The organism is Acinetobacter sp. RRD8 (assembly GCF_031844225.1).
Lineage (GTDB): Bacteria > Pseudomonadota > Gammaproteobacteria > Pseudomonadales > Moraxellaceae > Acinetobacter.
In genome coordinates, this window is the sequence record NZ_JAUZUU010000003.1 from 87,949 (window position 1) to 113,070 (window position 25,122).

20 protein-coding genes and 2 tRNA genes are annotated in these 25,122 nt (G+C 45.5%); 6 read left to right on the forward strand and 16 right to left on the reverse strand.

Annotated elements, in window-relative coordinates:
• Positions 1 to 150 precede the first annotated feature (150 nt).
• The 4 genes from rimP to Q9R24_RS04580 are packed head-to-tail and all read left to right on the forward strand — an operon-like array spanning position 151 to position 5,317.
• Positions 151 to 675 (forward strand): ribosome maturation factor RimP, encoded by a 525-nt coding sequence (gene rimP, locus Q9R24_RS04565; RefSeq protein ID WP_004281103.1) that lies wholly within the window; start codon positions 151 to 153, stop codon positions 673 to 675.
• A 34-nt stretch (positions 676 to 709) separates the two neighbouring features.
• On the forward strand, positions 710 to 2,194 hold the full coding sequence (gene nusA, locus Q9R24_RS04570; protein ID WP_004281105.1) for a transcription termination factor NusA: 1,485 nt from the start codon (positions 710 to 712) through the stop codon (positions 2,192 to 2,194).
• A 10-nt stretch (positions 2,195 to 2,204) separates the two neighbouring features.
• Positions 2,205 to 4,913, forward strand: a complete 2,709-nt coding sequence (infB, locus tag Q9R24_RS04575) for a translation initiation factor IF-2 (protein WP_114541781.1) — start codon at positions 2,205 to 2,207, stop codon at positions 4,911 to 4,913.
• A complete protein-coding gene (locus Q9R24_RS04580; protein WP_004281108.1) occupies positions 4,913 to 5,317 on the forward strand; it encodes a ribosome-binding factor A in 405 nt (134 codons plus the stop codon). The genes infB and Q9R24_RS04580 overlap by 1 nt, the downstream gene beginning before the upstream one ends.
• Positions 5,318 to 5,402: 85 nt before the next feature.
• On the opposite strand, the gene Q9R24_RS04585 is transcribed toward Q9R24_RS04580, so the two are convergent.
• The 11 genes from Q9R24_RS04585 to Q9R24_RS04635 form a co-directional block, all read right to left on the reverse strand.
• The gene (locus Q9R24_RS04585; protein WP_005108489.1) at positions 5,403 to 5,804 is read right to left on the reverse strand and encodes a Na+/H+ antiporter subunit G; all 402 of its coding nucleotides are present in this window, start codon (positions 5,802 to 5,804) and stop codon (positions 5,403 to 5,405) included.
• A gap of 10 nt (positions 5,805 to 5,814) precedes the next feature.
• Complete coding sequence (locus Q9R24_RS04590; protein ID WP_005108490.1) at positions 5,815 to 6,090, reverse strand: monovalent cation/H+ antiporter subunit F; 276 nt, start codon at positions 6,088 to 6,090, stop codon at positions 5,815 to 5,817.
• A complete protein-coding gene (locus Q9R24_RS04595) occupies positions 6,087 to 6,605 on the reverse strand; it encodes a Na+/H+ antiporter subunit E (protein ID WP_311203804.1) in 519 nt (172 codons plus the stop codon). Before Q9R24_RS04595 ends, Q9R24_RS04590 begins: the two co-directional genes overlap by 4 nt.
• Positions 6,605 to 8,413, reverse strand: coding sequence for a monovalent cation/H+ antiporter subunit D (locus Q9R24_RS04600; RefSeq protein WP_311203805.1), 1,809 nt, complete (start codon positions 8,411 to 8,413; stop codon positions 6,605 to 6,607). Before Q9R24_RS04600 ends, Q9R24_RS04595 begins: the two co-directional genes overlap by 1 nt.
• The gene (locus tag Q9R24_RS04605; RefSeq protein WP_114541783.1) at positions 8,413 to 8,778 is read right to left on the reverse strand and encodes a Na+/H+ antiporter subunit C; all 366 of its coding nucleotides are present in this window, start codon (positions 8,776 to 8,778) and stop codon (positions 8,413 to 8,415) included. Before Q9R24_RS04605 ends, Q9R24_RS04600 begins: the two co-directional genes overlap by 1 nt.
• Before the next feature lie 4 nt (positions 8,779 to 8,782).
• The gene (locus Q9R24_RS04610; RefSeq protein ID WP_311203871.1) at positions 8,783 to 11,620 is read right to left on the reverse strand and encodes a monovalent cation/H+ antiporter subunit A; all 2,838 of its coding nucleotides are present in this window, start codon (positions 11,618 to 11,620) and stop codon (positions 8,783 to 8,785) included.
• A 436-nt stretch (positions 11,621 to 12,056) separates the two neighbouring features.
• Positions 12,057 to 13,439 (reverse strand): AAA family ATPase, encoded by a 1,383-nt coding sequence (locus tag Q9R24_RS04615; protein ID WP_311203806.1) that lies wholly within the window; start codon positions 13,437 to 13,439, stop codon positions 12,057 to 12,059.
• Positions 13,440 to 13,480: 41 nt separating this feature from the next.
• Entirely contained in the window at positions 13,481 to 14,983 is a 1,503-nt protein-coding gene (locus Q9R24_RS04620; RefSeq protein WP_311203807.1) for a UvrD-helicase domain-containing protein, read from the reverse strand.
• A gap of 15 nt (positions 14,984 to 14,998) precedes the next feature.
• Entirely contained in the window at positions 14,999 to 15,781 is a 783-nt protein-coding gene (gene hisIE, locus Q9R24_RS04625; protein WP_311203808.1) for a bifunctional phosphoribosyl-AMP cyclohydrolase/phosphoribosyl-ATP diphosphatase HisIE, read from the reverse strand.
• 543 nt (positions 15,782 to 16,324) lie between these two features.
• Complete coding sequence (locus Q9R24_RS04630; RefSeq protein ID WP_004644933.1) at positions 16,325 to 17,212, reverse strand: SDR family NAD(P)-dependent oxidoreductase; 888 nt, start codon at positions 17,210 to 17,212, stop codon at positions 16,325 to 16,327.
• A gap of 294 nt (positions 17,213 to 17,506) precedes the next feature.
• Positions 17,507 to 18,784 carry an aminotransferase class I/II-fold pyridoxal phosphate-dependent enzyme gene (locus Q9R24_RS04635; protein WP_311203809.1) on the reverse strand — a complete coding sequence of 426 codons (1,278 nt, stop codon included), beginning with the start codon at positions 18,782 to 18,784 and terminating at the stop codon, positions 17,507 to 17,509.
• A 308-nt stretch (positions 18,785 to 19,092) separates the two neighbouring features.
• On the opposite strand from Q9R24_RS04635, the gene ettA reads away from it, so the two are divergent.
• The gene (gene ettA / locus Q9R24_RS04640) at positions 19,093 to 20,754 is read left to right on the forward strand and encodes an energy-dependent translational throttle protein EttA (RefSeq protein WP_004281122.1); all 1,662 of its coding nucleotides are present in this window, start codon (positions 19,093 to 19,095) and stop codon (positions 20,752 to 20,754) included.
• Between the two features lie 77 nt (positions 20,755 to 20,831).
• Here ettA and Q9R24_RS04645 read toward each other — a convergent pair whose 3' ends face one another.
• From Q9R24_RS04645 to Q9R24_RS04665, 5 genes are all read right to left on the reverse strand, one after another.
• Positions 20,832 to 21,173 carry a membrane protein gene (locus tag Q9R24_RS04645; protein ID WP_004281123.1) on the reverse strand — a complete coding sequence of 114 codons (342 nt, stop codon included), beginning with the start codon at positions 21,171 to 21,173 and terminating at the stop codon, positions 20,832 to 20,834.
• A 157-nt stretch (positions 21,174 to 21,330) separates the two neighbouring features.
• Positions 21,331 to 21,406: transfer RNA gene (locus Q9R24_RS04650), tRNA-Glu, on the reverse strand.
• Between the two features lie 38 nt (positions 21,407 to 21,444).
• Positions 21,445 to 21,520: transfer RNA gene (locus Q9R24_RS04655), tRNA-Ala, on the reverse strand.
• Positions 21,521 to 21,577: 57 nt separating this feature from the next.
• Positions 21,578 to 23,086, reverse strand: coding sequence for a glutamate--tRNA ligase (gltX, locus tag Q9R24_RS04660; RefSeq protein ID WP_311203810.1), 1,509 nt, complete (start codon positions 23,084 to 23,086; stop codon positions 21,578 to 21,580).
• Positions 23,087 to 23,213: 127 nt separating this feature from the next.
• The gene (locus Q9R24_RS04665) at positions 23,214 to 23,516 is read right to left on the reverse strand and encodes a hypothetical protein (protein ID WP_004281126.1); all 303 of its coding nucleotides are present in this window, start codon (positions 23,514 to 23,516) and stop codon (positions 23,214 to 23,216) included.
• Positions 23,517 to 23,909: 393 nt separating this feature from the next.
• On the opposite strand from Q9R24_RS04665, the gene Q9R24_RS04670 reads away from it, so the two are divergent.
• Entirely contained in the window at positions 23,910 to 24,911 is a 1,002-nt protein-coding gene (locus Q9R24_RS04670; protein WP_311203811.1) for a sulfate ABC transporter substrate-binding protein, read from the forward strand.
• Positions 24,912 to 25,122: the final 211 nt, after the last annotated feature.

Sequence of the window (25,122 nt, forward strand, 5' to 3'; positions counted from 1 at the left end):
ATTAATTGGGGCGATTTACGCCCTTTTTTATTGGCTATCGTGTAGTGTCGACATTATTTGGTCAAATCTCCATGTTTCACTACTACTATAGTTTGTATTGGTTTGTAGTGGTCAAATAGATCATAAAATCGCACCAGATGACGAGAGTAAATGAAGCTATCAAATAAAACTCAAGCACTTCAGGACTTGATTGCACCAGCAGTTGAAGCCTGTAATGTAAACCTTTGGGGGATTGAATTCCTGCCACAGGGTAAATGTTCGTTATTACGTATCTACATCGACAAGCCAGTCGATGAGAGCGTTGCACCAGCAATCAATGAAGATGGTGAAGAAGAGCAGGGGCGTGGTATTGGCGTTCAGGATTGTGTGCGTGTCACGCAGCAAGTGGGCGCAATGCTGGATGTTCATGATCCGATCTCGGGTGAATATTCACTTGAAGTATCTTCGCCAGGCTGGGACCGTCCATTCTTCCAGCTCGAGCAGATGTCAGGCTATATCGGTCATACCGTAGCACTACGTTTGATCAGTGCGGTAGATAACCGTCGTAAATTCCAGGCCAAACTGGTTGCTGTCGATCTTGAAAATGAAATGATTCAGGTTGAAGTAGAAAAGCAACAGGTATTGGAGATCGACAGTCACAATATCGATAAAGCAAATTTGGTCTTCCAAGATTAATTTAATAAATAAAAATTTAACGAATAGGTGACGTATGGCACGTGAAATTCTGACCGTCGTTGAAACGGTTAGTAACGAAAAAGGTGTACCTCGTGAAGCGATCTTTGAAGCGCTTGAGCAAGCTTTAGTTGCTGCGACAAAGAAAAAATTCTACGAAGGAACACATTCGGAAGAAGCACGTTTACGTGTGGAAATCGATCGTAAAACAGGTGACTATCGTACTTTCCGTCAGTGGGAAGTGGTTGCAGACGAAGACCATGAAATGCCAGCTTGTCAGGATGCCATCTCTGATGTCGATCCGGCAAAATGGTCGATTGGCGACATTCGTGAGCTTGAAGTGGAATCGATTGACTTCGGTCGTATTGCAGCGCAAATTGCCAAGCAAGTGATCGTACAGAAGATCCGTGAAGCAGAACGTGCACTTGTAGCCGATGCTTACGAATCTAAAGTCGGCGAGCTGATCTACGGTGAAGTGAAAAAACAAACCAAAGACGGCTTTATCATTGACCTAGGTGACAATGCTGAAGCGTATCTTGCCCGTGAAGAAATGATTCCGAAAGAAATCCTTCGCCCGAAGCAACGCGTGAATGCGATTCTCTTCAATGTCAACCGTGAAGGTCGTGGTGCGCAGTTACAACTATCACGTGCTAAACCAGATATGCTGATTGCATTGATGAAGAAAGAAATCCCTGAGATTTCTGAAGAAATCATTGAAATTAAAGCGGCGGCTCGCCAACCAGGCGTTCGTGCTAAAATTGCAGTGAAAACCAATGACCACCGTATTGACCCGGTGGGTGCTTGTATTGGTATGCGTGGTACCCGTATTCAGGCTGTACAGCAGGAGCTCAATGGCGAGCGTATTGATGTAGTCGTTTGGTCGGATGATCCTGCGCAATATATCGCAAGTGCATTGGAACCAGCAGATGTATCGAGTATTGTCATTGATGAAGATGCACGTACTGCAGACATCATTTTCGCAACCAGCGATCAGCTGGCACGTGCGATTGGTTCACAAGGTCAGAACGTTCGTCTGGCATCTGAATTGACTGGCTACAAGCTGGACATGATGCTGGAAGAGGAATACTACGCCCGTCAACAAAACGAAGCGCAACAATATTTAGACATGTTTGTTACCCGTCTGGATATCGCGGAAGATTTGGCGATGGCATTGGTAGAAATGGGCTTCACCTCGCTTGAAGAAATTGCTTATGTCCCTGCAGAAACGTTTGATGAAATCGAACTAGATGCGGAACTGGTTGAACTACTGCAAAGCCGTGCGAAAGAAATTGCACTTGCTGATGCATTACAACAGCAAGAGAACATACAAGCGCCAAGTGAAGAACTTGTTGCAATGGAAGGCATGACAGTAGAGATCGCGCAAGCGCTAGCAGCTCGTGGTGTGGTAACAGTGGATGATTTAGCAGATCAGGCGACTGACGATATCGAAGATATTGAAGGTTTGGGTGCTGAGAAAGCAGGTCAACTCATTATGAAAGCGCGCGAATCATGGTTTAACTAGGAGGTAGTATATGACGGACAAGTCGATTAAAGAGTTAGCCCTCAATGTGGGTCGTCCAGTTGAGAAGCTCCTAGAGCAGGTTCGTGAGGCAGGTTTACCACAGCGTAAAGCTGACGATATTATTACCACCGAACAACAAGACAGCTTGATGAGCCATGTGAAAAAGTCACAGGGTTCAGAAAGCCAAGCAGGGCAAATCACGTTGAAACGTAAAACGACTAGTACGGCTAAAGTAGCCAGTACTTCAGGTAAGGCGAAAACGATTAATGTAGAAGTTCGCAAGAAGCATACATTTGTTAAGCCGGATCCAGAACAGATCAAAGCAGAAGCATTGGCGAAAGCCAAGGCTGAGCAACAGGCCAAAGCTGCGCCTGAACAGAATACAGCGCAAGCTGCTTCTGCTGAAGCTCCAAAAACTGGCGTAAATAACGCGAATAAAGCTTTAGAGGCGATGCGTGCTGCTGCAAAGCAAACCAGCGACAAGCAAGAAGTTTCTAAAGCTGCAGTTGTGGTAAAACGCAAATCAACCAACAAGCCGATTGTGAAGCAAGTTGTTAAACCAACTGAAACCGCTGAACAGAAAAAGGCACGTGAAGCAGAAGCAGCAAAATTAAAAGCTGTTGAAGAAGCGGCACGTCGTAAAGCGGCTGAAGAAGCGCAGCAACGTACGCTTGAACAAATGCGTCAAATGGCGTCCAAGTACACCGCGGAAGATACCACTGCAACGATTCGTGTTGTTGATGATTCTCCTCTGGCTGCCGGCCTTGTTGGTCAGGCATATGAAGACTCTTTTGCCAAAGAAGACCGCGAAATCAAACGTGGTACGAATACGCCGAGCGCGCGTGCACCTAAAAAAGGTGGTCGTCGTGGTCAGGAAGAGCAAAGCTTCAGCAAACAGCCTAAGCGCGGTTTAAAAACCAGTCAAGGCAACAAGCACGGCTTCGAAAAACCTGTGAAAAAACAGGTTTACGATGTTGAAATCGGTGAAACGATTGTCGTTGCTGACTTAGCTGCGAAAATGGCAGTTAAGGTTCGTGAAGTGATTAAATCACTCATGAAAATGGGTGAATTGGTTACTCAGAACCAGGCAATTGATCAGGAAATTGCTGCACTTGTTGTTGAAGAAATGGGCCATAATCCGGTACTGGTTTCTGATACACAAGCTGAAGATAACTTGCTTGAAGCAGCTGAAGAAGCACGTGGTGCGCAATCTACGCGTGCGCCTGTTGTTACCATTATGGGTCACGTTGACCATGGTAAAACATCACTGCTTGACCGTATTCGTCGTGCCAAAGTGGCTGCTGGCGAAGCAGGCGGTATTACCCAGCATATCGGTGCTTACCATGTAACTACTGATAAAGGTATGATTACATTCCTTGATACTCCGGGACACGCAGCATTTACTGCAATGCGTTCACGTGGTGCGAAAGCAACAGATATCGTGGTTCTAGTTGTTGCAGCAGATGATGGTGTAATGCCACAAACTGCAGAAGCAATTGACCATGCACGTGCTGCAGGTACACCAATCATTGTTGCAATCAACAAGATGGATAAAGAATCTGCTGATCCAGATCGCGTATTGAATGAATTGACTGTGAAAGAAATCGTGCCAGAACAATGGGGTGGTGACGTTCCAGTGGCAATGGTTTCTGCACATACTGGTCAAGGTATTGATGAACTTCTTGATATTATTTCGATTCAAGCTGAACTTCTAGAGCTTAAAGCATCGGAAGAAGGCGCTGCACAAGGTGTCGTAATTGAAGCACGTGTAGACAACAGCCGTGGTGCGGTAACGTCTATTCTGGTTCAAAACGGTACATTGAAAGTAGGTGATCTTGTTCTTGCTGGTTCATCTTATGGTCGCGTTCGTGCGATGACGGATGAAAATGGTCAGCGTATCAAATCTGCAGGTCCTTCGATTCCGGTGGAAATTCTGGGTCTTCCAGAAGCACCAATGGCGGGTGACGAAGTTCTTGTGGTGAGTGACGAGAAGAAAGCACGTGAAGTTGCCGATGCGCGTATGGATCGTGAACGTCAAAAACGTCTTGAGCGTCAATCTGCAATGCGTCTTGAAAACATCATGGCGTCTATGGGCAAGAAAGATGTGCCTATCGTAAATGTTGTGTTGAAAACTGACGTACGCGGTACCTTGGAAGCATTACACGTTGCACTTGCTGAGCTTGCGACTGATGAAGTTAAAGTACGTATCATCGGTTCTGGTGTAGGTGCGATCACTGAGTCTGACGTGACACTGGCTGAATCTTCAGAAGCAGTTCTACTCGGCTTTAACGTACGTGCGGACAACGCTGCGCGTCAAAAAGCAGATGCAGACAGTATCGATATTCGTTACTACTCAATCATCTATCAATTGATTGATGATGTGAAAGCAGCAATGAGCGGTAAGCTTGCACCAGAACATCGTGAAACGATTCTGGGTGTTGCACAAGTACGTGAAGTATTCCACTCAAGTAAGTTTGGTGCGGCTGCGGGCTGTATGGTACTTGAAGGCGTATTGCATCGTAACAAACCGATTCGCGTATTACGTGATGACGTGGTTGTGTTCCAGGGCGAGCTTGAATCTCTTCGTCGCTACAAAGAAGTGGTTGAAGAAGTTCGTGCCGGTATGGAATGTGGTCTTGCGGTGAAAGGCTATAAAGACATCAAAGCACTTGATAAGATCGAAGTGTACGATGTTCAATTGATTAAACGGAGTCTTTAATGGCGGGTAGTCAACGTCTGAAGCGTATGGCGGATACAGTACAACGCGAGTTGTCCGAACTGATCCGTCAGGAGCTGAAAGATCCACGCTTAGGTGGTCTGGTGACCATCTCTGCAGTGAAGGTGAGCCCAGACCTGGGATATGCGGAAGTTTATGTCACTGTGATGGGACGTGAACTTGGCGATGAGCAAAGCCAAGAAGCCAATAAAGAAACTTTGGATGTGTTGAACAAAGCATCTGGTTTCCTGCGCCACGAGCTGAGTCGTCGTATCAAAACCCGTATTACGCCTCGTCTACGTTTCCATTACGATAAGACCAATGCATATGGTAACTATATGTTTGGTCTGATCGCTGAAGCAGTGAAGGACTTACCTGAAGCTGAAGCAAAAAAAGATGATGAATAAGTCTTAGGACTAAAAAAGCCACCTTCGGGTGGCTTTTTTTATCTCTCTATTTTGAGACTTGGGAGAACTGGAATCGCTTGCTCAATTAATCTAAATCATCATTGCGATTGATTTTCTTTTCATAAAAGGTACGACGGCGTGAACGCTGCCAAGGCAGGGGACGTTCCAGCGTTTCCGGCACTTCGCCACTCAAAGAGCGTAACCGCAAATGCAATGCAGCCTGTGCCATCAGATTGGCGGATACCGGCGCAGTAATAAAGGCAAACAGGGTAATCAGCACTTCAGCAAAACCGAAACGGCCATACATGGCAGAGAAAATCATCGCCGCAATTAAAAAACTGCCGAGGCCCAAAGTACTGGATTTGGTCGGTGCATGCAGACGCATGAACAGATCGGGCAAACGCACCATCCCAATTCCGCCGACCAGCATAAAGAAAGCACCAATCAATAGAAAAATCGACACCAGTATTTCTAAAATTAAAGACATTTAAAAACTCCTAGTCGATGACATGGCCAGTGGTAAAATAACGCGCCAAGGCTGCGGTAGAGACAAAGCCTAGCATCGCGACCAAGAGAGCGCCTTCAAACAGAAAGGTGCTGCTCCAGTAAATGCCTAAAATCACCACCAGGCAGGTGGCATTCAGAAACAGGGTGTCCAGTGCCAACAGGCGGTCAACAATAGAGGGACCGGTAATCAGACGGATCAGACACAGTAACATGGAGATGGTGACCGCACCCAGACAAATCAATAATGCATAAGGTAGAATCGTCATGCTTTTTCTCCTGATCGTGCATTAAAAATCTCAATGAGCGGGCATTCATAGCGCTGCTTAATTAGCTCGATTTCGGCCGCTTCATCATCTGTGCTTAAGGCATGCACCAGAATATCACCACGATCCTGGTCAATCCCTGCAGATACCGTGCCCGGTGTGGTGGTAATAATCATCGCCAGCAAGGTGTTGACTTCTTCATGTTCGGTGTCTAAAGGCACTCGGAACCATTTTGGATGCAGATTCTTCGTCGATCCTAGCACCAGTTTTGCGACTTTGATATTGGCTACTACAATATCCCAAACTACGACAAAGAACAGGTGCAGGGCAGGAGTCCACTGGATATTAGGGGTATAGTCAATAAAGGGTTCGACCATACGTGGAATGATCACCGCGAGTAGCAAGGCCATCAGCAGGGTTCCAGCGTCCAGGCTGTGTGCCAGTAAAACCCAGCTCAGTCCTACAATCACAGAAACCAGCGGATGCGGGAACCAGCGTTGAAATAATGATTCAGCCATTAAGGTCCCTCCGCCGGTTTAAGTTGATTATCATCATATTCGGTCTGTTCAATATGCTGCTGGTCAATCTGGCGTTGCTTGAATTCAGAAATATGTTCGCCCTTCAAAGTCGCTTCTGAAATTACATAAGGAATCAGATGCGCATTAGGATCTATCACCTCACCACCATATTTGGTTTCTGGCAAATACTTCGGATCGAATGGCTGCACGCTAATAAACTGACCTTCTGCATCCGGTTTTAACAGCGCGGCTTCATAGACCGAATTGTTTTTAATCTGTTCCGCAGTCTGATAATTATATTGATAAATCGGTCCGGCAAACACCACGTAGGCGGTTAAGCTCACAAGCAATATATAAATCACCCGGTCATTGCGTGCCGGTGCTTTACTCGGTAGGGCTTCATATTTATGAAACTCTTCAGAATCAAGATCATCTTCAGGTCTGCTCGAACGCCAGAACAGGATAAAACCGACCCGGGTAAAAGCCAGAATACTGAGAAAACTTACCAGCAAAATGGTCAGGATAATAATCATCTGATAATCTGAATTAGCAGAAGCCTGCAAAATAAAGATTTTACCGAAGAATCCACTAAACGGTGGCAGGCCTGCCATCATCAAGGCGATGATGAAATAGACAATCGAAACCAGCTTGTTCTGTTTCATCAGTGGGGCGATTTTAAAATGATCTTTAAATTCGCCACGCTGTGAGGTAATCCAACCCGACAGAATATAAAATGCGGCCGCAATCAGGGTGCTGTGTACCAGGTAATATAGCGCACCCGCCCAAGCCGCAGTATTATTCAGGCCAATGGCCACCAAAATCGTTCCGACTGAAGACAGCACCATAAAACCGACAAAACGGCGCAGACGTTCGGTGCCAATCGCACAGATCACCCCATAGACGGATGTGACCAGGCCAATCACTAGCAGACAGTTCATCAGAATCTGATGGCTATATTCATCATCAAAAACCGTGCCGTTGATCCGCAAAATCGCATAAACCCCGACTTTGGTCATGATGGTAAAGAGCGCGGCAACAGGAGTCGTGGCTACTGCATAGGTTTTGGGTAACCAGAAACCCACCGGCAGCATTGCTGCTTTGATTCCAAACACCACAAACAGCATCAAGCCACCCGCAACAGCCAGTTTGTGCTGATCTTCTGCAAGGGTTGGCAGCAAACGGGCCACATCAGCCATATTCAGGCTGCCGACACTGCCATAAATCATCCCGAGTCCAATTAGGAACAGCGCAGACGCCAGCAGGTTAATGGTGACATAGTGAATTCCCAGCTGAAAACGTGCCTTACCTTGTCCATGCAACAGCAGTACATAAGACGCCATCAGCAAAATTTCAAAGAATACGAACAGGTTAAACAAGTCACCGGTTAGGAATGCACCATTCAGACCCATCAGCAGGAAATGCACCATGGCATGGAAATAACGGCCGCGTAAGTCCCATTCTTTGCTGGCATACCAGACCACAGGCAAGGCGAGCGCATAGGTCAACACCAGCATCATGGCCGAGAGCTGATCCAGCACCAGCACGATCCCGAATGGTGCTGCCCATTCGCTGAGGGTGTATACGCTGATTTGGCCCTCGCTGCTGTTTATCAGATAGCTAACGGCAATGATCAGGCCCAAGATTCCCGAGAGATGGCTGATACCACGACGCCAGGGTTGACGCCAGTCCGTGATCAGAGAGCCTGCACCCGGATTTCCCAAAAGTACCAAGGCAAAAGCGGTAAAGGCCGGCAAAAGAATGCTGAAAATAGGAGTATGTTGAGTCCAGAAATTGAGAAGATCAGTCATTAAGGCTCATCCTCACGTGGATCAATCTGGGGGATATCTTCTTTTGAGTCAACGTGGTCTGTTCCTGATTCGTAGCGGCTACGCAGTGCCAGTTGGACAATAAAGGCAGTGGTGGCAAAGCCAATCACGATGGCCGTCAGCACCAGTGCCTGAGGTAGAGGGTCAGTCACATTCGCGGCTTCGGTTAATACTGCAGGCGAATTCATCTGAATCCGGCCCATGGCAAATAAAAACAGGTTGACCGCATAACCAATCATGGCCAAGCCCAATACCACCGGGAAGGTACGGGCACGCAGGATCAGATAAATGCCTGTGGCTGTCAGCAGGCCAATCGCAGAGGCTAATAAAAATTCTAAACTGATCATTCTATTATCCTCTTGGTACGGGGCCAGTCATGCTTGAGTGACGTGAATCGCCCAAGACCGAAATCATCAGCATGGTCGCACCGACAACAGTGACATAGACGCCGACATCAAACAGTGCAGCCGAAGCTAAATGCATTTCTCCAATGATGGGCGGAGAGACATAAATATGTGCACTGGTCAGGAATGGACGTGACCAGAACCAGGCCGCGATTCCGGTCAACCCTGCAATCGTTAAGCCGATCCCGATCCAGATTTCATACAGGCGACCGGATTTGGCGCCAAGCAACTGTTCGGTTTTGTCCTGTCCCACTGCAATATATTGAATAATAAGTGCCAGTGAAGTCACCAGTCCGGCAATGAATCCACCGCCCGGCAGGTTATGGCCACGCAAAAAGATATACAGGCTGACCACTAGCGCGACCGGCAAAATCCAGGATGCAGTAATACGCAACATCAGCGGGGAAGGATTAAAACGATAGGTCAGGCCTTGGGTCATGGTGGTACCATGCGCACGCATGCCATCCATCAAGCTGAGTACACCAATTGCGGCAATCCCCAGGACGGTAATTTCGCCGAAGGTATCGAAACCACGGAAGTCGACCAGAATCACATTCACCACATTGGTTCCGCCGCCCAGAGGAATGGACTGTTGCAGGAAGAACCATGAAATGGAATTGTGATCACGGGTCATGATCAGCCAGGCAATTGCCGCAATCCCGAGACCGCCGCCCAAGGCAATAATGGCATCACGCCAGCGACGGGTCGGACTCGATTCATACGGTGTTAACTGAGGCAGTAAAGATAAACTCATCAGGAGCAGAACCGTGGTGACCACATCGACCGTAATCTGGGTCAATGCCAGATCGGGCGCCGAGAAGCCGATAAAGACCATGGTGACGACCAGGCCGACTGCACCGCTAATCAGTACCGCTTTAATCCGCTCATGATGGAACCACAGCAGCATCCAGCAGGCAGAGAACAGCAGTAACCACAAGATAATCGCCAGGGCAGGGGCATGGGTCAGCTCGCGTGTACCCGTACCCACCGCATTGCTGAGTAATGGGAACCCCACCAGCCCGATGGTAAAAATCACAATCCACAATAAATAGCTTTGTAATTTGCCATTTTCAGTGGTACGGCGGAAACGGCGTGAATTCAGCAGCAAATTTTTCAAAAACAGGTCGAACAGCACCCGGCCCTGTAAGCGGCCCAGTTTTGGATCCAAGTCGATTTCACGTAAGGCGCCACCTTTGGCGAGAGAAAAGTAAAAGATTATTCCGCCGAGCAGAGCGATCACACTCATCAGCAGCGGCAGGTTGAAACCATGCCAAAGCGCCAGATGGGTACCTTCAAAATCAAAATTTTGGGTTGTCGCTTGAGTGGTGCTATTGACAATTTTTTCTACTAGAAGAGCGGGTAATAGACCGACTAAAATACATAAAATTGCTAACAAAGTAGCCGGTGCGCGCATACCAAAGGCAGGTTCATGTGCATCTTTATTCGGAACCTGCTTGCCTAGCGGACCATCGAAAAAGACCCCATGCACCAGTCGAATGGAATAAGCCACCGCAAAAATCCCGGCCAGTGTCGCGACAATAGCAGAGCCGACCATAAGTGGACCACTTAAACTGGCGACCAGTTCGGTAAAGAACATTTCCTTGGACAGGAAACCATTGGTCAACGGTACACCTGCCATGGATGCTGCCGTGATCATGGTCAGTGTTGCGGTAAAGGGCAGTAATTGCCACAAGCCAGACAATTTACGTAAGTCACGGGTACCGGATTCATGATCGATGATGCCGGCAATCATAAACAGTGCCGCTTTAAAGGTGGCATGGTTAATAATGTGGAAAATCGCTGCTGCAACGGCCAGTGGTGAGCCAATCCCGAGCAGACACATGATCAGACCTAAATGACTGATGGTGGAGTAGGCAAGTAAGCCCTTCAGATCTTCCTTAAAGATGGCAAAGAAGGCGGCCATGCACAGGGTAAACAGACCAACAAAGGTCACAATATTATGAAACAGTGCAGCACCGGCAAAGATCGGGAGCAAACGTGCTACCAGGAATAAACCGGCTTTGACCATGGTGGCCGAGTGCAAATAGGCAGAGACCGGTGTCGGTGCAGCCATGGCATTCGGCAACCAGAAGTGGAACGGGAACTGCGCACTTTTGGTAAAGGCACCAAGTAAAATCAGCAACAAGGTTGGAACAAATAAATGATGGGACTGAATCTGCTCAGTCATCGTCAGGATTTGGTCAAGCTGATAAGTGCCGGTAATTTGACCAAGCAGGACAAAACCGCCCAGCATCGCCAGACCACCCATTCCGGTAATGGTCAAGGCCATACGTGAGCCGCGTTGCGCCGCTTCGTAATTGCTCCAGTAACCCACCAGCAAGAAGGAGGAAATACTGGTCAGTTCCCAGAAAACTAATAAGATAATCAGGTTATTTGACAATGAAATCCCGAGCATGGCGGCCATAAACAGCATCAGCAGAAGATACAGTTTGCTCAGTGAGTTTTTTGGATTGAGATAATAATAGGCATAAATATAAATCAGGGTGCCAATTCCGCTGATCAGCAAGGCAAACAGCAATCCCAGAGAATCCAGGCGAAAACTGAAATCAATGCCGAGCTGGGGCAGCCAGGACCAGGTCTGGGTCATCACTGCACCATCAAAGATGGCAGGCGCCTGACTCAATAATAATAAGAAACTGCTGAGGCTGACACCAATTGCCCCTAAAGCCGTTACCCCGCGCGAAAATTGCTTCAGCCACGAGACAAGGGTTGTGCCTAATACTAACGGTAACAATATAATAATCGGCAGCACACTCGTATCCATTGTCATGATTTAGGTTTTGATCAACCTAAGGTGAATCTTTATCTTTCAAGGATTACAGGACCACAAGGAGCGACCCAAACTTCTCAATCTTGAAAGCCAAAAGAATATTCAAAAAGAATATAAAACAGTTGTATTGCGCAACTTATAAACGATAGCAAATTCCGATTTTACAATGAAATTCGCAAATAAAACCGATCATATTACAGGATAACAACAACATCAACGTTTTTATGTAGAACTTATAAATTATACGCCGGCTCGGATTTAACAGGCGCTGCATGCTTAAACAGATCATCCAGAAGTGACCGAAAATTAAGATTAAATTGCAGGCATTGATTGTAAATTTGACTCAAAACAGTTCAATCCTAGCAAAACAGAATGCTGAAAAAGGCTTCCTTGTTTACTCAAACAATCGCGCTTATTTTTTTGAATCTGTTTAGAGCGACTGAGGTAGCGTCGGATGATACTCCTGAGTCAGTAGGGCTAGCAGTTCCTGCTGTTGTTCCGGATTTAACTGTTGCTGAATCATTTGCAATACTGCAAGCGGTGTGACGGGTTCGGTGACCGTTTCCAGTAAAGTATCTTCGGGCGAGATATCTTTATTTCGCTGCAATTCCAGCTCTGCGTAGATCTGATCAAACTGGGTTTTCATACTTTCAAGGTGAATGGGGTGCAGCTGTTTATTTTCCAGTTTCAGACATTGAAAAGCGTGTGCCTGTTCCAGTAATTCAGGCCGGTTGCCGGTCGCAATGATTTGCAAGTTAGGAAAAGCCTGATGCAGGCGTGATAGGATCACTGCTGCCATCTCCTGATCCAGTTGATGATCAATTGCATCAATCAGTAAAATACCTGTACCTTCCTGACAAGGGAATAAACTGTTGGGATTCAACAGACAAAGACGCCGCACAATATCGCCCACCAGCGCAATCCAGTTGCGGATACTGTTAGGCAGTTGCTGGAAAGTGAAGGTTTGTTGCTGATAGGTCACCATCAGTTGCAGCTTGGGCTGGTATTTTAAATATATCTGGCTGACTTCTGGCATGATCAGCGACAGGGTCTGTTTTAAAGCGGTGAGATTTGGTGCATGCAGATGTGCCTGGGCTTTCTCGATCTGCCGAGCCAGTTCATCTCCTCGGATATTCTCAGGCTGCTGCAAGGCACGCGCCAAAATCTGGTCCATAATCTTGGCACTTTGCGCATTTTCAATATCACTGATTTCACGAAACCATTCAAAAAAACGAGCAAAGGTGGTGAAAGGAATCGCAGCTATTTCATAAGCATGTGCAGACTGGAGAATGGCCGGGTTATTTTTGCTGAGCAGATTGACTTCATTGGTAAAACGTTCAGCAGGATAATAGACAATCAGGGGTAAGCCGAGCAGGGGATCGTGCAAGCGGGCTTTGTGATACAGGCTGAGCACGCTTTCAAGCTGTGAGGTTTCTGCTTTGCTAAATCCTAGACCCTGACTGTTTAGGGTCTTGTAGATTTGCCATGAACAGCTTTGTAGCTGGGTAGGCTCAGACTGACTGGATTCTGGCAAGCTGCCCATATCTTCAGGAAAACCGATCCGGATATCAATTTTGGATTGCAGCCGGTTTTGCATGATGTCCTGATCTTGCATCACCAGACCCGCGGCACGGCTGTCGCGATAACGCGCTGCAAACCAGGTCAGTGCCTGATAGCTAAAACGTAAAAGCGTAGTTTTGCCAGTTCCCTGATTGCCCAGAATCAAGGTGACCGGGCATTGCGGATAATTAAACTGGAGCTGAATGTCGGAAAAATGCAAGGTATGTTTCAGTTGAAGCGCTTGGATGTGCATAGATCACCTGTCCTATGAGGTTTACATCCATGCCATGCACCTTAACCGACTGCCTGCCGAAGCGACTGCGGCATTTTGATCTTCAGTTGCTGAATCAGGTCATAAATGTGATGAATATTTAAACTCACTTTAGCACGTGTACAGGCCACGTAAAGTAATCTTAATTCTTCATCACTAATTTTATGGTCTTTTTCATTGAGCTTAAACTGATAGTCATCTTCAATATGAACCCGATCCCACTCTAGGCCTTTGGCCTTGTGCGCCGTGGAAATAATATAATCAGCCTGGGCAATTGGTGTGATTTTAGCCAGAGCTTTTTTCAGCGGATCGGTGCCATGTTCGTCCACCAGTTTGACCAGTGGCTTGATGTCACTGCCTTCATTGGTTTCACAGTATTCATGGACATCATGCCAGGAGTTAAACCAGGCCAGTTCCGGTACATCAACCACACGTTTGCCCTGTTTCAGCATGGCGGCCGCATCGACAAAACGATTCAGTTTGACGTGATCGGCTTGCAGACTGACTTTATCCCCACGAACTAAACCTGCTAATAACAGTTCCATGGCGCGGGCATTAGTCCGGCATAAAATTGCATCCCGCATTTTGGTATGCGGTTTATTCACGACTTTAGAATCTAACAACGGATTGCCGAGTAAAGGCACAGTTTCATTTAAGGCACCTAAAATGGCATTGGCATTCAGGGCAACTTCAGGACCGAAACGAAATGAGGTGGTCAGACGTGATTCAGGTAAAGGTAGTTGCTGCATGGCATTCACTGCACCACGCCAGGCATAAATCTGCTGATGCGCATCTCCGACATAGATCACCTGGGTGCTGCGCTGTTTCAGCAAAATTCCCAGCATTAAGGGATCGGCATCCTGAGCTTCATCGAACAGCACATAGTCGGCCGGGATATTCGGTTCAGACAACGCCCAGAGTTTCAGGTAAATGTCATGACCAATGCCTGCCTGATGATTTGGATCAATCGACTCTAGCCAGCGTCGTTCGACTGCCGGATAAAGTTTCTTCTGTAAAGTCTCGATATCATCCGGATGCAACCAGCTCGGCGCCTGGATATGCCGTGGGGCAGGGTATTGCGAACTGGTCGAGCAGAAATAACCAACAGCATTGGCGACCAAGCTTGCCAGACGCGAAGGCATCAAGACATATTTTTCATAACGCCCACCCATCATGCGGCGCATGGTCATCGGTTCAAGCCGGTATTCTTTGGCAATAAAACTTGGACTCAAGCGTGGCAAGCGCAGTTTGTCGGTGACTCCACGTGGAACACTGCGAAACGCCAGTGAGTGAAAAGTACGGCAATCGACACCCCGGTGAAACTTGGCTTGCGCTTCACTGGCAATGGCCTTGTTAAAAGCCAGATACATGCCACGTCTTTGCGGCATGGCATCACTGATCATTTGCAAGGTAGTGGTTTTACCTGTGCCAGCATAGGCAATGACTTTAAAGGATTTGCCCAGACGTGCGTTATCAATGGCAGTGGCCTGCTCATAGGTCGCGGTCGGTTTTTTTAAATCAGACACAGATGAATTCAAGGCTTAATGCTGACGGTTGGCTTTTTCAACCAGGCCGGACAAGCCTTGGCGACGAGCCAGTTCATTTAATACCAATTGCACATCCAAGTCGAAATAGCCGAGCATGACGATAGTATGGAACCAAAGATCTGCCACTTCATAGATCAGATCATTTTTATGGTCTGCGGAAGCATCTTGGTCAAAGTCTTTGGCTGCTAGCACGGTTTCAAAGCTTTCTTCACCGACTTTTTCCAGAATCTTGTTCAGGCCTTTATGGTAGAGCTTGGCCACATAAGAGGAGTCCGGATCGGCCTGTTTGCGTTCTGCCATCATTTGACCCAGATAAGACAGGACTTCGACCTGCTCAGATTGAGCGGTTGAGGCTTCCATCGCCAGCGTATGCGGATTTGTCGATTTTTCGCCATAAATCGCAGATGGATCTTTCAACTGTGCATCGACAATTTCCCAGCCATTTGGTGTGAGCTTGCGATAGAAGCATGATTCACGGCCGGTATGGCAGGCAATGCCGCCATGCTGTTCAATTTGCAGCACAATCACGTCGGCATCACAGTCCAGACGGATTTCATGTACGGTCTGAAAATGTCCTGATTCTTCGCCCTTATGCCATAACTTACTGCGTGAACGAGAGAAATACACTGCCTGATTTTTTTCGGCAGTTAAAGCCAAGGCTTCACGGTTCATCCAGGCCACCATCAACACACGTCCGCTTTGATGATGCTGGGCAATGGCAGGGACTAATCCTTGATCGTTAAATTTTACTTCATCGAGCCATTGCGCGTTGTTCATAAGGGTTTCCATCATTTCAATCAAAATATAAAAATACGGATAGGAAATATCCGCTGATAGTGTACGTGATCTCGCAGCATTTGCGACAAAAATCTGTGTTGATCAGGACAGACTGTGTCGTGTGTTATCCAGATTGATCTGCTTTTACCCAGATATTTTAAATCTGAGACATTAAAAATCAGCCCTGTGTGCTAATGCTGATCAGTTAAAGAATTTAGAAATAGACTCTTTAACTTTTTAGTCGTTCACGACGGAGTCTTAGCGTTTTAAATCAAATATTTGTAAATCATTTGTTACTTTGGTTTCGCCCAAAGTAACCAAAGGCATTTGTCATCCGCAAAACTCGTCAGCCACCATCCACTAGTAAATTTATCGCAGAAATAATCATTTTTTAATGTAGTCCTGCCTCAAACAGTTGCGGATGACTTTTCTACCTATCAAATATAATCTTGAATTTAAAAAGAAAATGCCAGTCAATTATTTAACTGACTGGCATTAGCCCTGTAGGCGGCTTGTATTTCTAGGAAATTATCCCAGTAAAAATTACCAGTGTTCGCCCGGGAACAAACGCGCATATGCTTTTTGCACTAAGTTCAGTTTTTGCGGTTGACCCACAGATGCAGTTGAACTTGGGAACAGGTTATAGCCAATCGACATCAAGACATTGTTGATATCCGGTGCAATTGAATAGGTAATGGAAGCCAGACGGCCCAAACCGGTCGCCACTTTCTTCGGACGTTTCACAATCGCATAGGCAATCAGGTCAGCCGCCTGTTCCGGAGAAAGCGTCGGTACATATTTATAGATTTTGGTCGGCGCAATCATCGGGGTGCGCACCAAAGGCATATAGATCGACGTGATTGCGATTTTATGCGAATGCACTTCTGCAGACAGGCAGCGGCTAAAGGCGTCCAGCGCAGCTTTTGATGCGACATAGGCCGAAAAACGGGTAGCATTCGCCAGTACGCCAATCGAACTAATGTTAATAATGTGACCTGCACGACGAATCATCATTTGCGGCAGGATATTCATCACCAGACGCACCGCGCCGAAATAGTTCAGCTGCATGGTCCGTTCAAAATCATGAAAACGATCTACTGACTCGTGTACCGCACGGCGAATCGAACGACCTGCATTATTGATCAGAATATCAATATGATCGACTGAGGCAATAATCTGTTTGGAAACTTCATCAATTGCTTCCATATTGTTTAAATCACATGGAAAGATTGAGGCTTTGCCGCCTTTAGCTTCAATTTCTGATTTTACTTGTTCTAGGGTTTCCTGAGTACGGGCTACCAGTAAAACATGGGCACCTGCATCAGCCAGTTGATGTGCTGTCGTTAAACCAATACCGCTGGATGCACCGGTAATCAGGACGGTTTTACCTGCAACACGTTTTTCCAGTTGTTTGTGTAGTCTAGTTTTCACGTTTGTTATCCCTAATTTGAAGTCAGCGTTCAAATTATTTTTATTAAAGATCTATAGCGCTCTAATAGAAGATGAGAGCGAAGGTGAGTCCAGATATGATAACCAATTCTTCAAGAAAATCTATAAATTAAACTATTGAAATTAAAATAAAAATTAGAGTAATTGCTCTATTTGTGTTCACTCTTTCATTTAACTTTTAACATGAAAATAAAAAGTAAAGCAAGTGGCTGTTTTAGAAAATAAATAAAAAAACCTCACCAAAATGATGAGGTTTCGAAGCGGCTCGGGCACTTTTTAAACGGCCGCCAGCGCCTGTTCCAGATCGGCAATCAGGTCATCACTATGTTCAATCCCAATAGATAAACGCACCATATCCTCACTGACGCCTGCCGATTTTAACTCTTCGGCATTGAGCTGACGATGCGTAGTAGTCGCCGGATGGCAGGCCAGACTTTTAGCGTCGCCGATATTGACCAGACGTGTAAACAGTTGCAGGGCATCAATAAAACGTGTGCCGCCTTCGAGACCATGTTCTACCCCAAAGGTCAGAATGGCAGACGGTTTACCTTTCACATATTTCTGTGCCAAGGCATGCTGTGGGTGATCTTTCAGGCCGGCGTAATTAACCCATTTCACTTTAGGATGTTTTTGCAGATATTCAGCGACTTTCAGTGCGTTTTCGGTATGACGTTCCATACGCAAGCTTAAAGTTTCCAGACCTTGCAGAATCAGAAACACATTCTGCGGGCTGATCGCAGCGCCGGTATTACGCAGTGGCACTACGCGCGCACGGGCGATATAAGCTGCTTCTCCCAAAACTTCGACATAGTTCACGCCATGGTAGCTTGGGTCAGGCGTATTCAGGGCAGGGAAACGTTCAGGGTATTTACCCCACGGGAATTTACCGCTATCCACAATAATGCCGCCAATTGAATTGCCATGACCGCCGATATATTTGGTCAGAGAATGCACGATAATATCTGCGCCGAAATCGAAAGATTTTTGAAGTACTGGGGTGGCAACAGTATTATCGACAATGACCGGCACGCCATATTCGTGCGCAATTTTAGAGATTTCTTCCAGATCAATAATATTACCCAGCGGGTTACCAATCGATTCCACAAAAACCAGTTTGGTTTTTTCATCAATCAAGTCATGCAGACTTTCCGGTTGTTCATAATCAAAGAAACGGACTTCAATACCCTGTTTGGGCAGGGTGTGCGCAAAAAGATTATAGGTACCTCCGTAAAGCGTTGACACAGAAGCAATGTTGTCACCCGCTTCCGCAATGGTCTGAATCGCATAAGTAATCGCAGCCATGCCAGAGGCCAAAGCCAGCGCGCCAATTCCACCTTCCAGTGCTGCGACACGTTGTTCCAGAACCGCAGTGGTCGGGTTCATAATTCGGGTATAGATATTGCCCTGAACCTTTAAATCAAAGAGATCGGCCCCATGTTGAGTATTGTCAAAGGCATAAGACGTGGTTTGGTAAATCGGCACTGCCACAGCTTTGGTGGTTGCTTCTGGGGTATAACCTGCATGAATCGCAAGGGTTTCTGCTTTATAACTCATTCTGTTTGATCTTCTTGTTTAAGTTTATGGCTTGAGTGTAGCATTTTCACATATGAGTAAAAGTGCAATTTTATTGAAATAAATATATGAAATATTCATATATCGACCTGGATTTGAGTCGTTTATTTTACTGAAAACAACTGTTTAAAAAAACATCATCAATAAACTTGTAACAATGCATTGAAGTTCATGGCAATGGCTTATGTTTTCGCAGCTTTCTGCGTATAATAGCCGATTATTTTTTCGCTCATTTTTGAGCTGGGGTGGTTGTTTTAACCCCATTTGGTTTTTCAGTTGAGGAGTCCTACGTGGCCCAATATATTTACACGATGAACCGAGTGTCGAAGATGGTTCCGCCTAAGCGCGAAATCCTGAAAGACATCTCCTTATCATTTTTCCCAGGCGCTAAAATTGGTGTGCTTGGTTTAAACGGTGCAGGTAAATCTACCTTGCTTCGTATTATGGCGGGCGTAGATAAAGATTTCTCTGGTGAGGCACGTGCGCAACCGGGTACAAAAATCGGTTATCTTGAGCAAGAACCACCTTTAGATGAAACCAAAGACGTTCGTGGTAACGTTGAAGATGGTTTACGTGAACCTCTTGATGCTTTAGCGCGTCTGGATGAAGTCTTTGCTGAATATGCAGCAGAAGATGCAGATTTCGATGCACTTGCGAAAGAGCAAGAGAAGCTTGAAGCGATTATCCAGACTTGGGATGCGCATAACCTTGCCAACCAGATGGATCAAGCGGCTGCAGCATTGAACCTGCCTGCTTGGGATGCAGATGTATCTAAGCTTTCAGGTGGTGAGCGCCGCCGTGTGGCACTTTGCCGTTTACTTCTGTCTAAACCAGACATGTTGCTTCTCGATGAACCGACGAACCATTTAGATGCTTCTTCTGTATCTTGGTTGGAACGTTTCTTGAAAGACTTCCCGGGTACCATCGTCGCTATTACGCATGACCGTTACTTCTTGGATAACGTTGCTGAATGGATTCTGGAGCTTGACCGTGGTATGGGCATTCCGTATCAAGGTAACTACTCTTCTTGGCTTGAGCAGAAAAATGCCCGTTTAGAGCAAGAGAACAAGCAGGAAGAATCTTTTGCTAAAGCATTGAAAAAAGAACTTGAATGGGTTCGTTCTAATGCCAAAGGTCAGCAAAAGAAAAACAAAGCGCGTATGGAGCGTTTTGAAGAGCTTAACTCGCGCGAATTCCAGCAACGTAACGAAACTTCTGAAATCTACATTCCACCTGGCCCACGTCTGGGCAACAAGGTTGTAGAAGTTGAAGGCATCAGTAAATCGTTTGGTGATCGCTTACTGTACAAAGATTTAACGTTCACAGTACCACCTGCTGCAATTGTGGGTATCGTGGGTGAGAACGGTGCGGGTAAAACCACGCTATTCCGTATGATGACTGGCGAACAGCAACCAGATACCGGTACGGTAACGCTGGGTGAATCGGTTAAAGTGGCTTATGTCGGTCAGATCCGTGACACCTTAGATAACAACAAAACCGTTTGGGAAGAAGTGTCTGGTGGTTTAGATATCTTGAAGATTGGTGATTACGAAATCGCATCTCGTGCGTATATCGGTCGCTTTAACTTTAAAGGCCAAGATCAGCAAAAGCGCGTAGGTCAATTGTCAGGTGGTGAGCGTAACCGTTTACAACTTGCGAAAATCCTGCAAATGGGTGCAAACGTGATCTTGCTGGATGAACCATCGAACGACTTGGACATCGAAACCTTGCGTGCACTTGAGGATGCCATTCTGGTATTCCCGGGTACTGTGATGGTGATCTCGCATGACCGTTGGTTCCTGGATCGTATTGCAACGCACATCTTGTCATTTGAAGGTGAAACCCCTGAATTCTTCACTGGTAACTATGCTGAGTTTGAAGAATATCGCCGTAAGCGTGATGGTGATGATCTTGTAGCGAAGCGTCAAAAATATCGCAAAATCGGTGTTTAATCATCTCCGACTTTTGTAAATAAAAAAACCAGCCTCAGGGCTGGTTTTTTTATGTTTATTATATGGTGGAGGGTAAATTAGATTTCCCACTCATGATTACATTCACGGCATTTCCATTTCTTTTGTGTTTGCATGAATGCCTGCATTGAAATTTTAAAATCAGGTAGATCTTTATAGAACATAAAACCTGCGATCAAAGAAAGAATAAAGACGATCACAGTCGCAGTCTGTAAAGTGGTACCTGCACCATCGCCAAAAATCCACATCGCGATGCTAATAATGACCAGTAATAATAACAGGAACAGGGCAGGGACCAGAAACATTAAGCTTTTAGGAACCACTGGACGTGGAGCTGCTTGACCTGGCTGGGCCACTGGCATGATTTTCGGGCTTTGACACTTAGGGCAACGATATTGCATTACAACTCCAAAATTCTAAATTACTGATTATTTTATCGGAAGATGCGAAGAAACCGAAATATTGCCCAACATAAAATATACAGGCAATAAAAAACCCAAGTCGCAATGCTTGGGTTTTTTATAAGATGACAACAATATATTATGGTCATCTTGAATATGGCGTCCCTACGGGGATTCGAACCCCGGTTACCGCCGTGAAAGGGCGATGTCCTAGGCCTCTAGACGATAGGGACAATTGAGGCAAATAACACAGCTAAAGCAAGACTTGATTTGGTGGAGTCAAGGAGGATCGAACTCCTGACCTCTACAATGCCATTGTAGCGCTCTACCAACTGAGCTATGACCCCAGTCTGTGTGAGCGCTATATTAGGGATATCGCGCTCACACGTCAACACAAAAATTAATTAAGCTTGATCAACTGCTTCATTTTTCGGCAACTTTAAGCTTTCATTGAGTTTTTCCCAGATTTTCAGCTCTTTTTTGCTTGGACCACCGACAATTTCCAGCGCATGACGTAAACGTGCAAAGGTTAAATCAGGACCAATGGTCACCATCGTTTGCATCACTGGTGTAGATGCAGTCGAACCGGCGATCGCAATAAAGAACGCAGGCATGAAGTCGCGCAACTTGATTTCCATTTGCGTCGCCAGGTCCATCAAGGTCTGGCTCACTGTGTCGTTATTCCAGGTGAACAGGCTTTCTAAACGCCAAATTGCGAATTGAAGACTTTGACGTACCTGTTCATCCGACAGTTTCTTGCTTTCAAACTGTTCTTTAGACAGGGTCGGGAAATGGTTAAAATAATGTGCCGACCAATTTACCGCTTCAGACAGCAGGTTAATACGCGGTTGAATCGCAGCTGCAATTTCTTCTAACTTGGCACGATCCGCTTTCCAGGCCAATAAGGTATCTAGAAGTTCAGCCGGGCTGAGTGCCTTGATCCATTGACCATTTAACCAGTTCAATTTCTCAACATCAAAGATCGGACCACCGAGGGATACACGTTTGATATCAAAATGTTCAATCATTTCAGCCAAAGTGAATTTTTCACTTTCATCTGGCATTGACCAGCCCATACGACCCAAGTAGTTCAACAAGGCTTCAGGCAGTACACCGATGTCTCTGTAATAGTTAATTGAGGTCGGGTTTTTACGTTTAGACAGCTTAGATTTATCCGGGTTACGCAGCAGTGGCATGTGGCAGAGTACCGGCATGTCCCAACCGAAATATTGATACAGCAACTGATGTTTCGGCGCAGATGGAATCCATTCTTCACCACGAATTACGTGGGTGATTTGCATCAAATGATCATCTACTACGTTAGCCAAGTGGTAGGTTGGTAGGCCATCGGTTTTCAGCAGGATTTGCATGTCTACTTGCGCCCATGGAATTTCCACTTCGCCACGCAGCATGTCATTGAATTTACATACACCTTCAGTCGGTACTTTCATGCGAATCACATGTGGTTCACCAGCGGCCAAACGACGCTCCACTTCTTCTTGAGAAAGATTCAGACTGCGACCGTCATAACGTGGTGACTCACCACGTGCCTGCTGTTCTGCACGCATTTGATCCAGTTCTTCTGCAGTTGCGAAACAGTAGAAGGCATGGCCTTTCTCTACCAGTTCCAAGGCATAATTTTTATAGATATCCATACGTTCTGACTGGCGGTACGGCGCATGTGGGCCACCGACATCAGGACCTTCAGACCAGTTTAGACCCAGCCAGCGTAATGAATCCAGGATCATTTTTTCAGATTCAGGCGTTGAACGCAGTTGGTCAGTATCTTCAATACGAAGAATGAATTCACCGCCATGCTGTTTAGCAAAACATAAGTTAAACAAGGCGATATAGGCAGTACCTACATGCGGAAAACCAGTAGGAGAAGGTGCAATACGAGTACGAACAGTCATAGCCGGATCTAATCTTAGATATAAAATTGCAGCTATTATAGCGAAAAAGCCACATCACTTAATGCTTTATTCAACATTGAATGATGTGGCTTTTAAATCCGGGAATATTCAGCGCTGTTGATGCTGATTAAGAATGAGCACTCGAAAAAATACTTTGGACAAAGCGGGTGAAGCGGTAATTCTGTTCTGCAAAGAAATTTTGCGAAGGTGCGACTTTAAATGCAGTCAAGACTTTTAGATTATCTTCTGTTTGAAGTGTTTTTTCAGTTTTTTGTTGCTGAATCGCTTTTTCAATCGGCGAAGTCTTGCTTTCAACAGTGCTTACTGTAGGCTTCGGCAAGTCTGTCTTCACAACGACGGCATGACCGAGTTGAATCGAGAACAACATAATCAGGCTTAGGATGCTGGCTGTGAATAATGTAAATTTCATATCCAAACTTCCTCCTTACTTCTGGTTGGTTTTATTTTGTTAAAAATGTTTTTTTAATACTCTGTCTACAATTTAATCACAGTTGATCATAAAGAAGTAGAACCAAGTCACATTTTTTACAAAAGAAATAATATAACTCTGTGGAAAATTACCAAAAATCGTAATTTCCTGTTTTGGTGGCCTATTTTTAACAGACAACTGTGAAGAGAACGTGAAGAACTGTCTTATATTGTAGCAGAAGATTACTTTTCTAGCAGAATATGTATCCGGATTTAATTGTTAGAAGATATCTCAAAATCAGAAATAGATTGTAGATATTGTTATAAATATATGATTGTTATGTTTATTTTTGATTTGTATAGTGCAGGTCATATAAACAATGAGTTATATCAAATGAAAAAAATAATAGCATCCGCAATCTTGACAATTATAGTGGGAACAGCAGTACAGAATTCCATTGCCAAAGATTTCCTGAATGTCTCTTATGACCCGACCCGTGAATTTTATCAGGAATATAACGAAGAATTTGGCAAATTTTGGAAGCAGAAAACCGGACAAACGGTTAATTTTAAACAGTCGCATGGTGGCTCAGGCAAGCAGGCGCGTTCAGTGGTCGATGGTTTGCAGGCCGATGTGGTGACTTTGGCTTTGGCCAATGATATCGAAGAAATCGTCAATGCAGGTTTAATCGCGAAAGGCTGGCAAAAAGAGTTTCCGAGTAATTCGGCACCTTATACGTCTACGATTGTATTCTTGGTGCGTAAAGGGAATCCAAAGCAAATCAAAGACTGGAATGATCTGACCAAAGCGGGTGTGGACATTATTACCCCAAACCCGAAAACCGGTGGTGCACCTCGTTGGATCTACCTGTCTGCTTGGGGTTATGCACTGAAACAACCGGGCGGTAATGATGCGAAAGCCAGAGAGCTGGTGAAAAAACTTTATCAAAATGTCAAAGTACTCGACTCCGGTGCGCGTGGTTCACTGACGACGTTTGCCGAGCGCGGTATTGGTGATGTGCTTTTATCCTGGGAAAATGAAGCCTTGCTGGCGACCCAAGGTCTGGGTAAAGATAAGTACGATATCGTCTATCCATCCATTTCAATTCTGGCCGAGCCATCGGTAGCGATTGTCGATAAGAACGTGAATAAAAATGGTAATACCCATCTGGCAAAAGGCTATTTGAACTATTTATATTCACCGAAAGGGCAGGAGCTTGCTGCGAAATATTTCTTCCGTCCGCGGGATGCCAAAGTCGCTAACAAATATTCGGCTCAGTTCCCGAAAATCCAGACCTTTACCATTGATAAAGTCTTTGGTGGTTGGGCCAAAGCGCAAAAAACACATTTTGTGAATGGGGCGATTTATGACCAGATTTATAATGAAAAAAGATAAGTAAGCGGTAGTCTAAATAAAATAAAGAAAATGGCTAAAGTGTTATCCATTTTCTTTATATCTAATGCATAAAATTCTATATATTAGATATAAGTAGAATAATAAATAGTATTTTCCTTTTAAAAACAAAATATTAATACAGAAAAACCTTTTATTTTATCGTGTTGTGATGTTGTAGGGTGAATTGCGATAAATGATTTTATTTCATATA

Excerpts from the sequence above, each read along its gene's own strand:
- Q9R24_RS04645 (WP_004281123.1), bottom strand. The coding sequence starts at position 21,173 with ATGCAATATCGTTGCCCTAAGTGTCAAAGCCCGAAAATCATGCCAGTG.
- Q9R24_RS04605 (WP_114541783.1), bottom strand. The coding sequence starts at position 8,778 with ATGATCAGTTTAGAATTTTTATTAGCCTCTGCGATTGGCCTGCTGACA.
- Q9R24_RS04610 (WP_311203871.1), bottom strand. The coding sequence starts at position 11,620 with ATGGATACGAGTGTGCTGCCGATTATTATATTGTTACCGTTAGTATTA.
- Q9R24_RS04585 (WP_005108489.1), bottom strand. The coding sequence starts at position 5,804 with ATGTCTTTAATTTTAGAAATACTGGTGTCGATTTTTCTATTGATTGGT.
- Q9R24_RS04635 (WP_311203809.1), bottom strand. The coding sequence starts at position 18,784 with ATGAGTTATAAAGCAGAAACCCTTGCGATTCATGCAGGTTATACCCCA.
- Q9R24_RS04615 (WP_311203806.1), bottom strand. The coding sequence starts at position 13,439 with ATGCACATCCAAGCGCTTCAACTGAAACATACCTTGCATTTTTCCGAC.
- Q9R24_RS04670 (WP_311203811.1), top strand. The coding sequence starts at position 23,910 with ATGAAAAAAATAATAGCATCCGCAATCTTGACAATTATAGTGGGAACA.
- infB (WP_114541781.1), top strand. The coding sequence starts at position 2,205 with ATGACGGACAAGTCGATTAAAGAGTTAGCCCTCAATGTGGGTCGTCCA.
- Q9R24_RS04595 (WP_311203804.1), bottom strand. The coding sequence starts at position 6,605 with ATGGCTGAATCATTATTTCAACGCTGGTTCCCGCATCCGCTGGTTTCT.
- Q9R24_RS04590 (WP_005108490.1), bottom strand. The coding sequence starts at position 6,090 with ATGACGATTCTACCTTATGCATTATTGATTTGTCTGGGTGCGGTCACC.
- gltX (WP_311203810.1), bottom strand. The coding sequence starts at position 23,086 with ATGACTGTTCGTACTCGTATTGCACCTTCTCCTACTGGTTTTCCGCAT.
- rimP (WP_004281103.1), top strand. The coding sequence starts at position 151 with ATGAAGCTATCAAATAAAACTCAAGCACTTCAGGACTTGATTGCACCA.
- Q9R24_RS04600 (WP_311203805.1), bottom strand. The coding sequence starts at position 8,413 with ATGACTGATCTTCTCAATTTCTGGACTCAACATACTCCTATTTTCAGC.
- Q9R24_RS04665 (WP_004281126.1), bottom strand. The coding sequence starts at position 23,516 with ATGAAATTTACATTATTCACAGCCAGCATCCTAAGCCTGATTATGTTG.
- hisIE (WP_311203808.1), bottom strand. The coding sequence starts at position 15,781 with ATGAACAACGCGCAATGGCTCGATGAAGTAAAATTTAACGATCAAGGA.
- Q9R24_RS04580 (WP_004281108.1), top strand. The coding sequence starts at position 4,913 with ATGGCGGGTAGTCAACGTCTGAAGCGTATGGCGGATACAGTACAACGC.
- nusA (WP_004281105.1), top strand. The coding sequence starts at position 710 with ATGGCACGTGAAATTCTGACCGTCGTTGAAACGGTTAGTAACGAAAAA.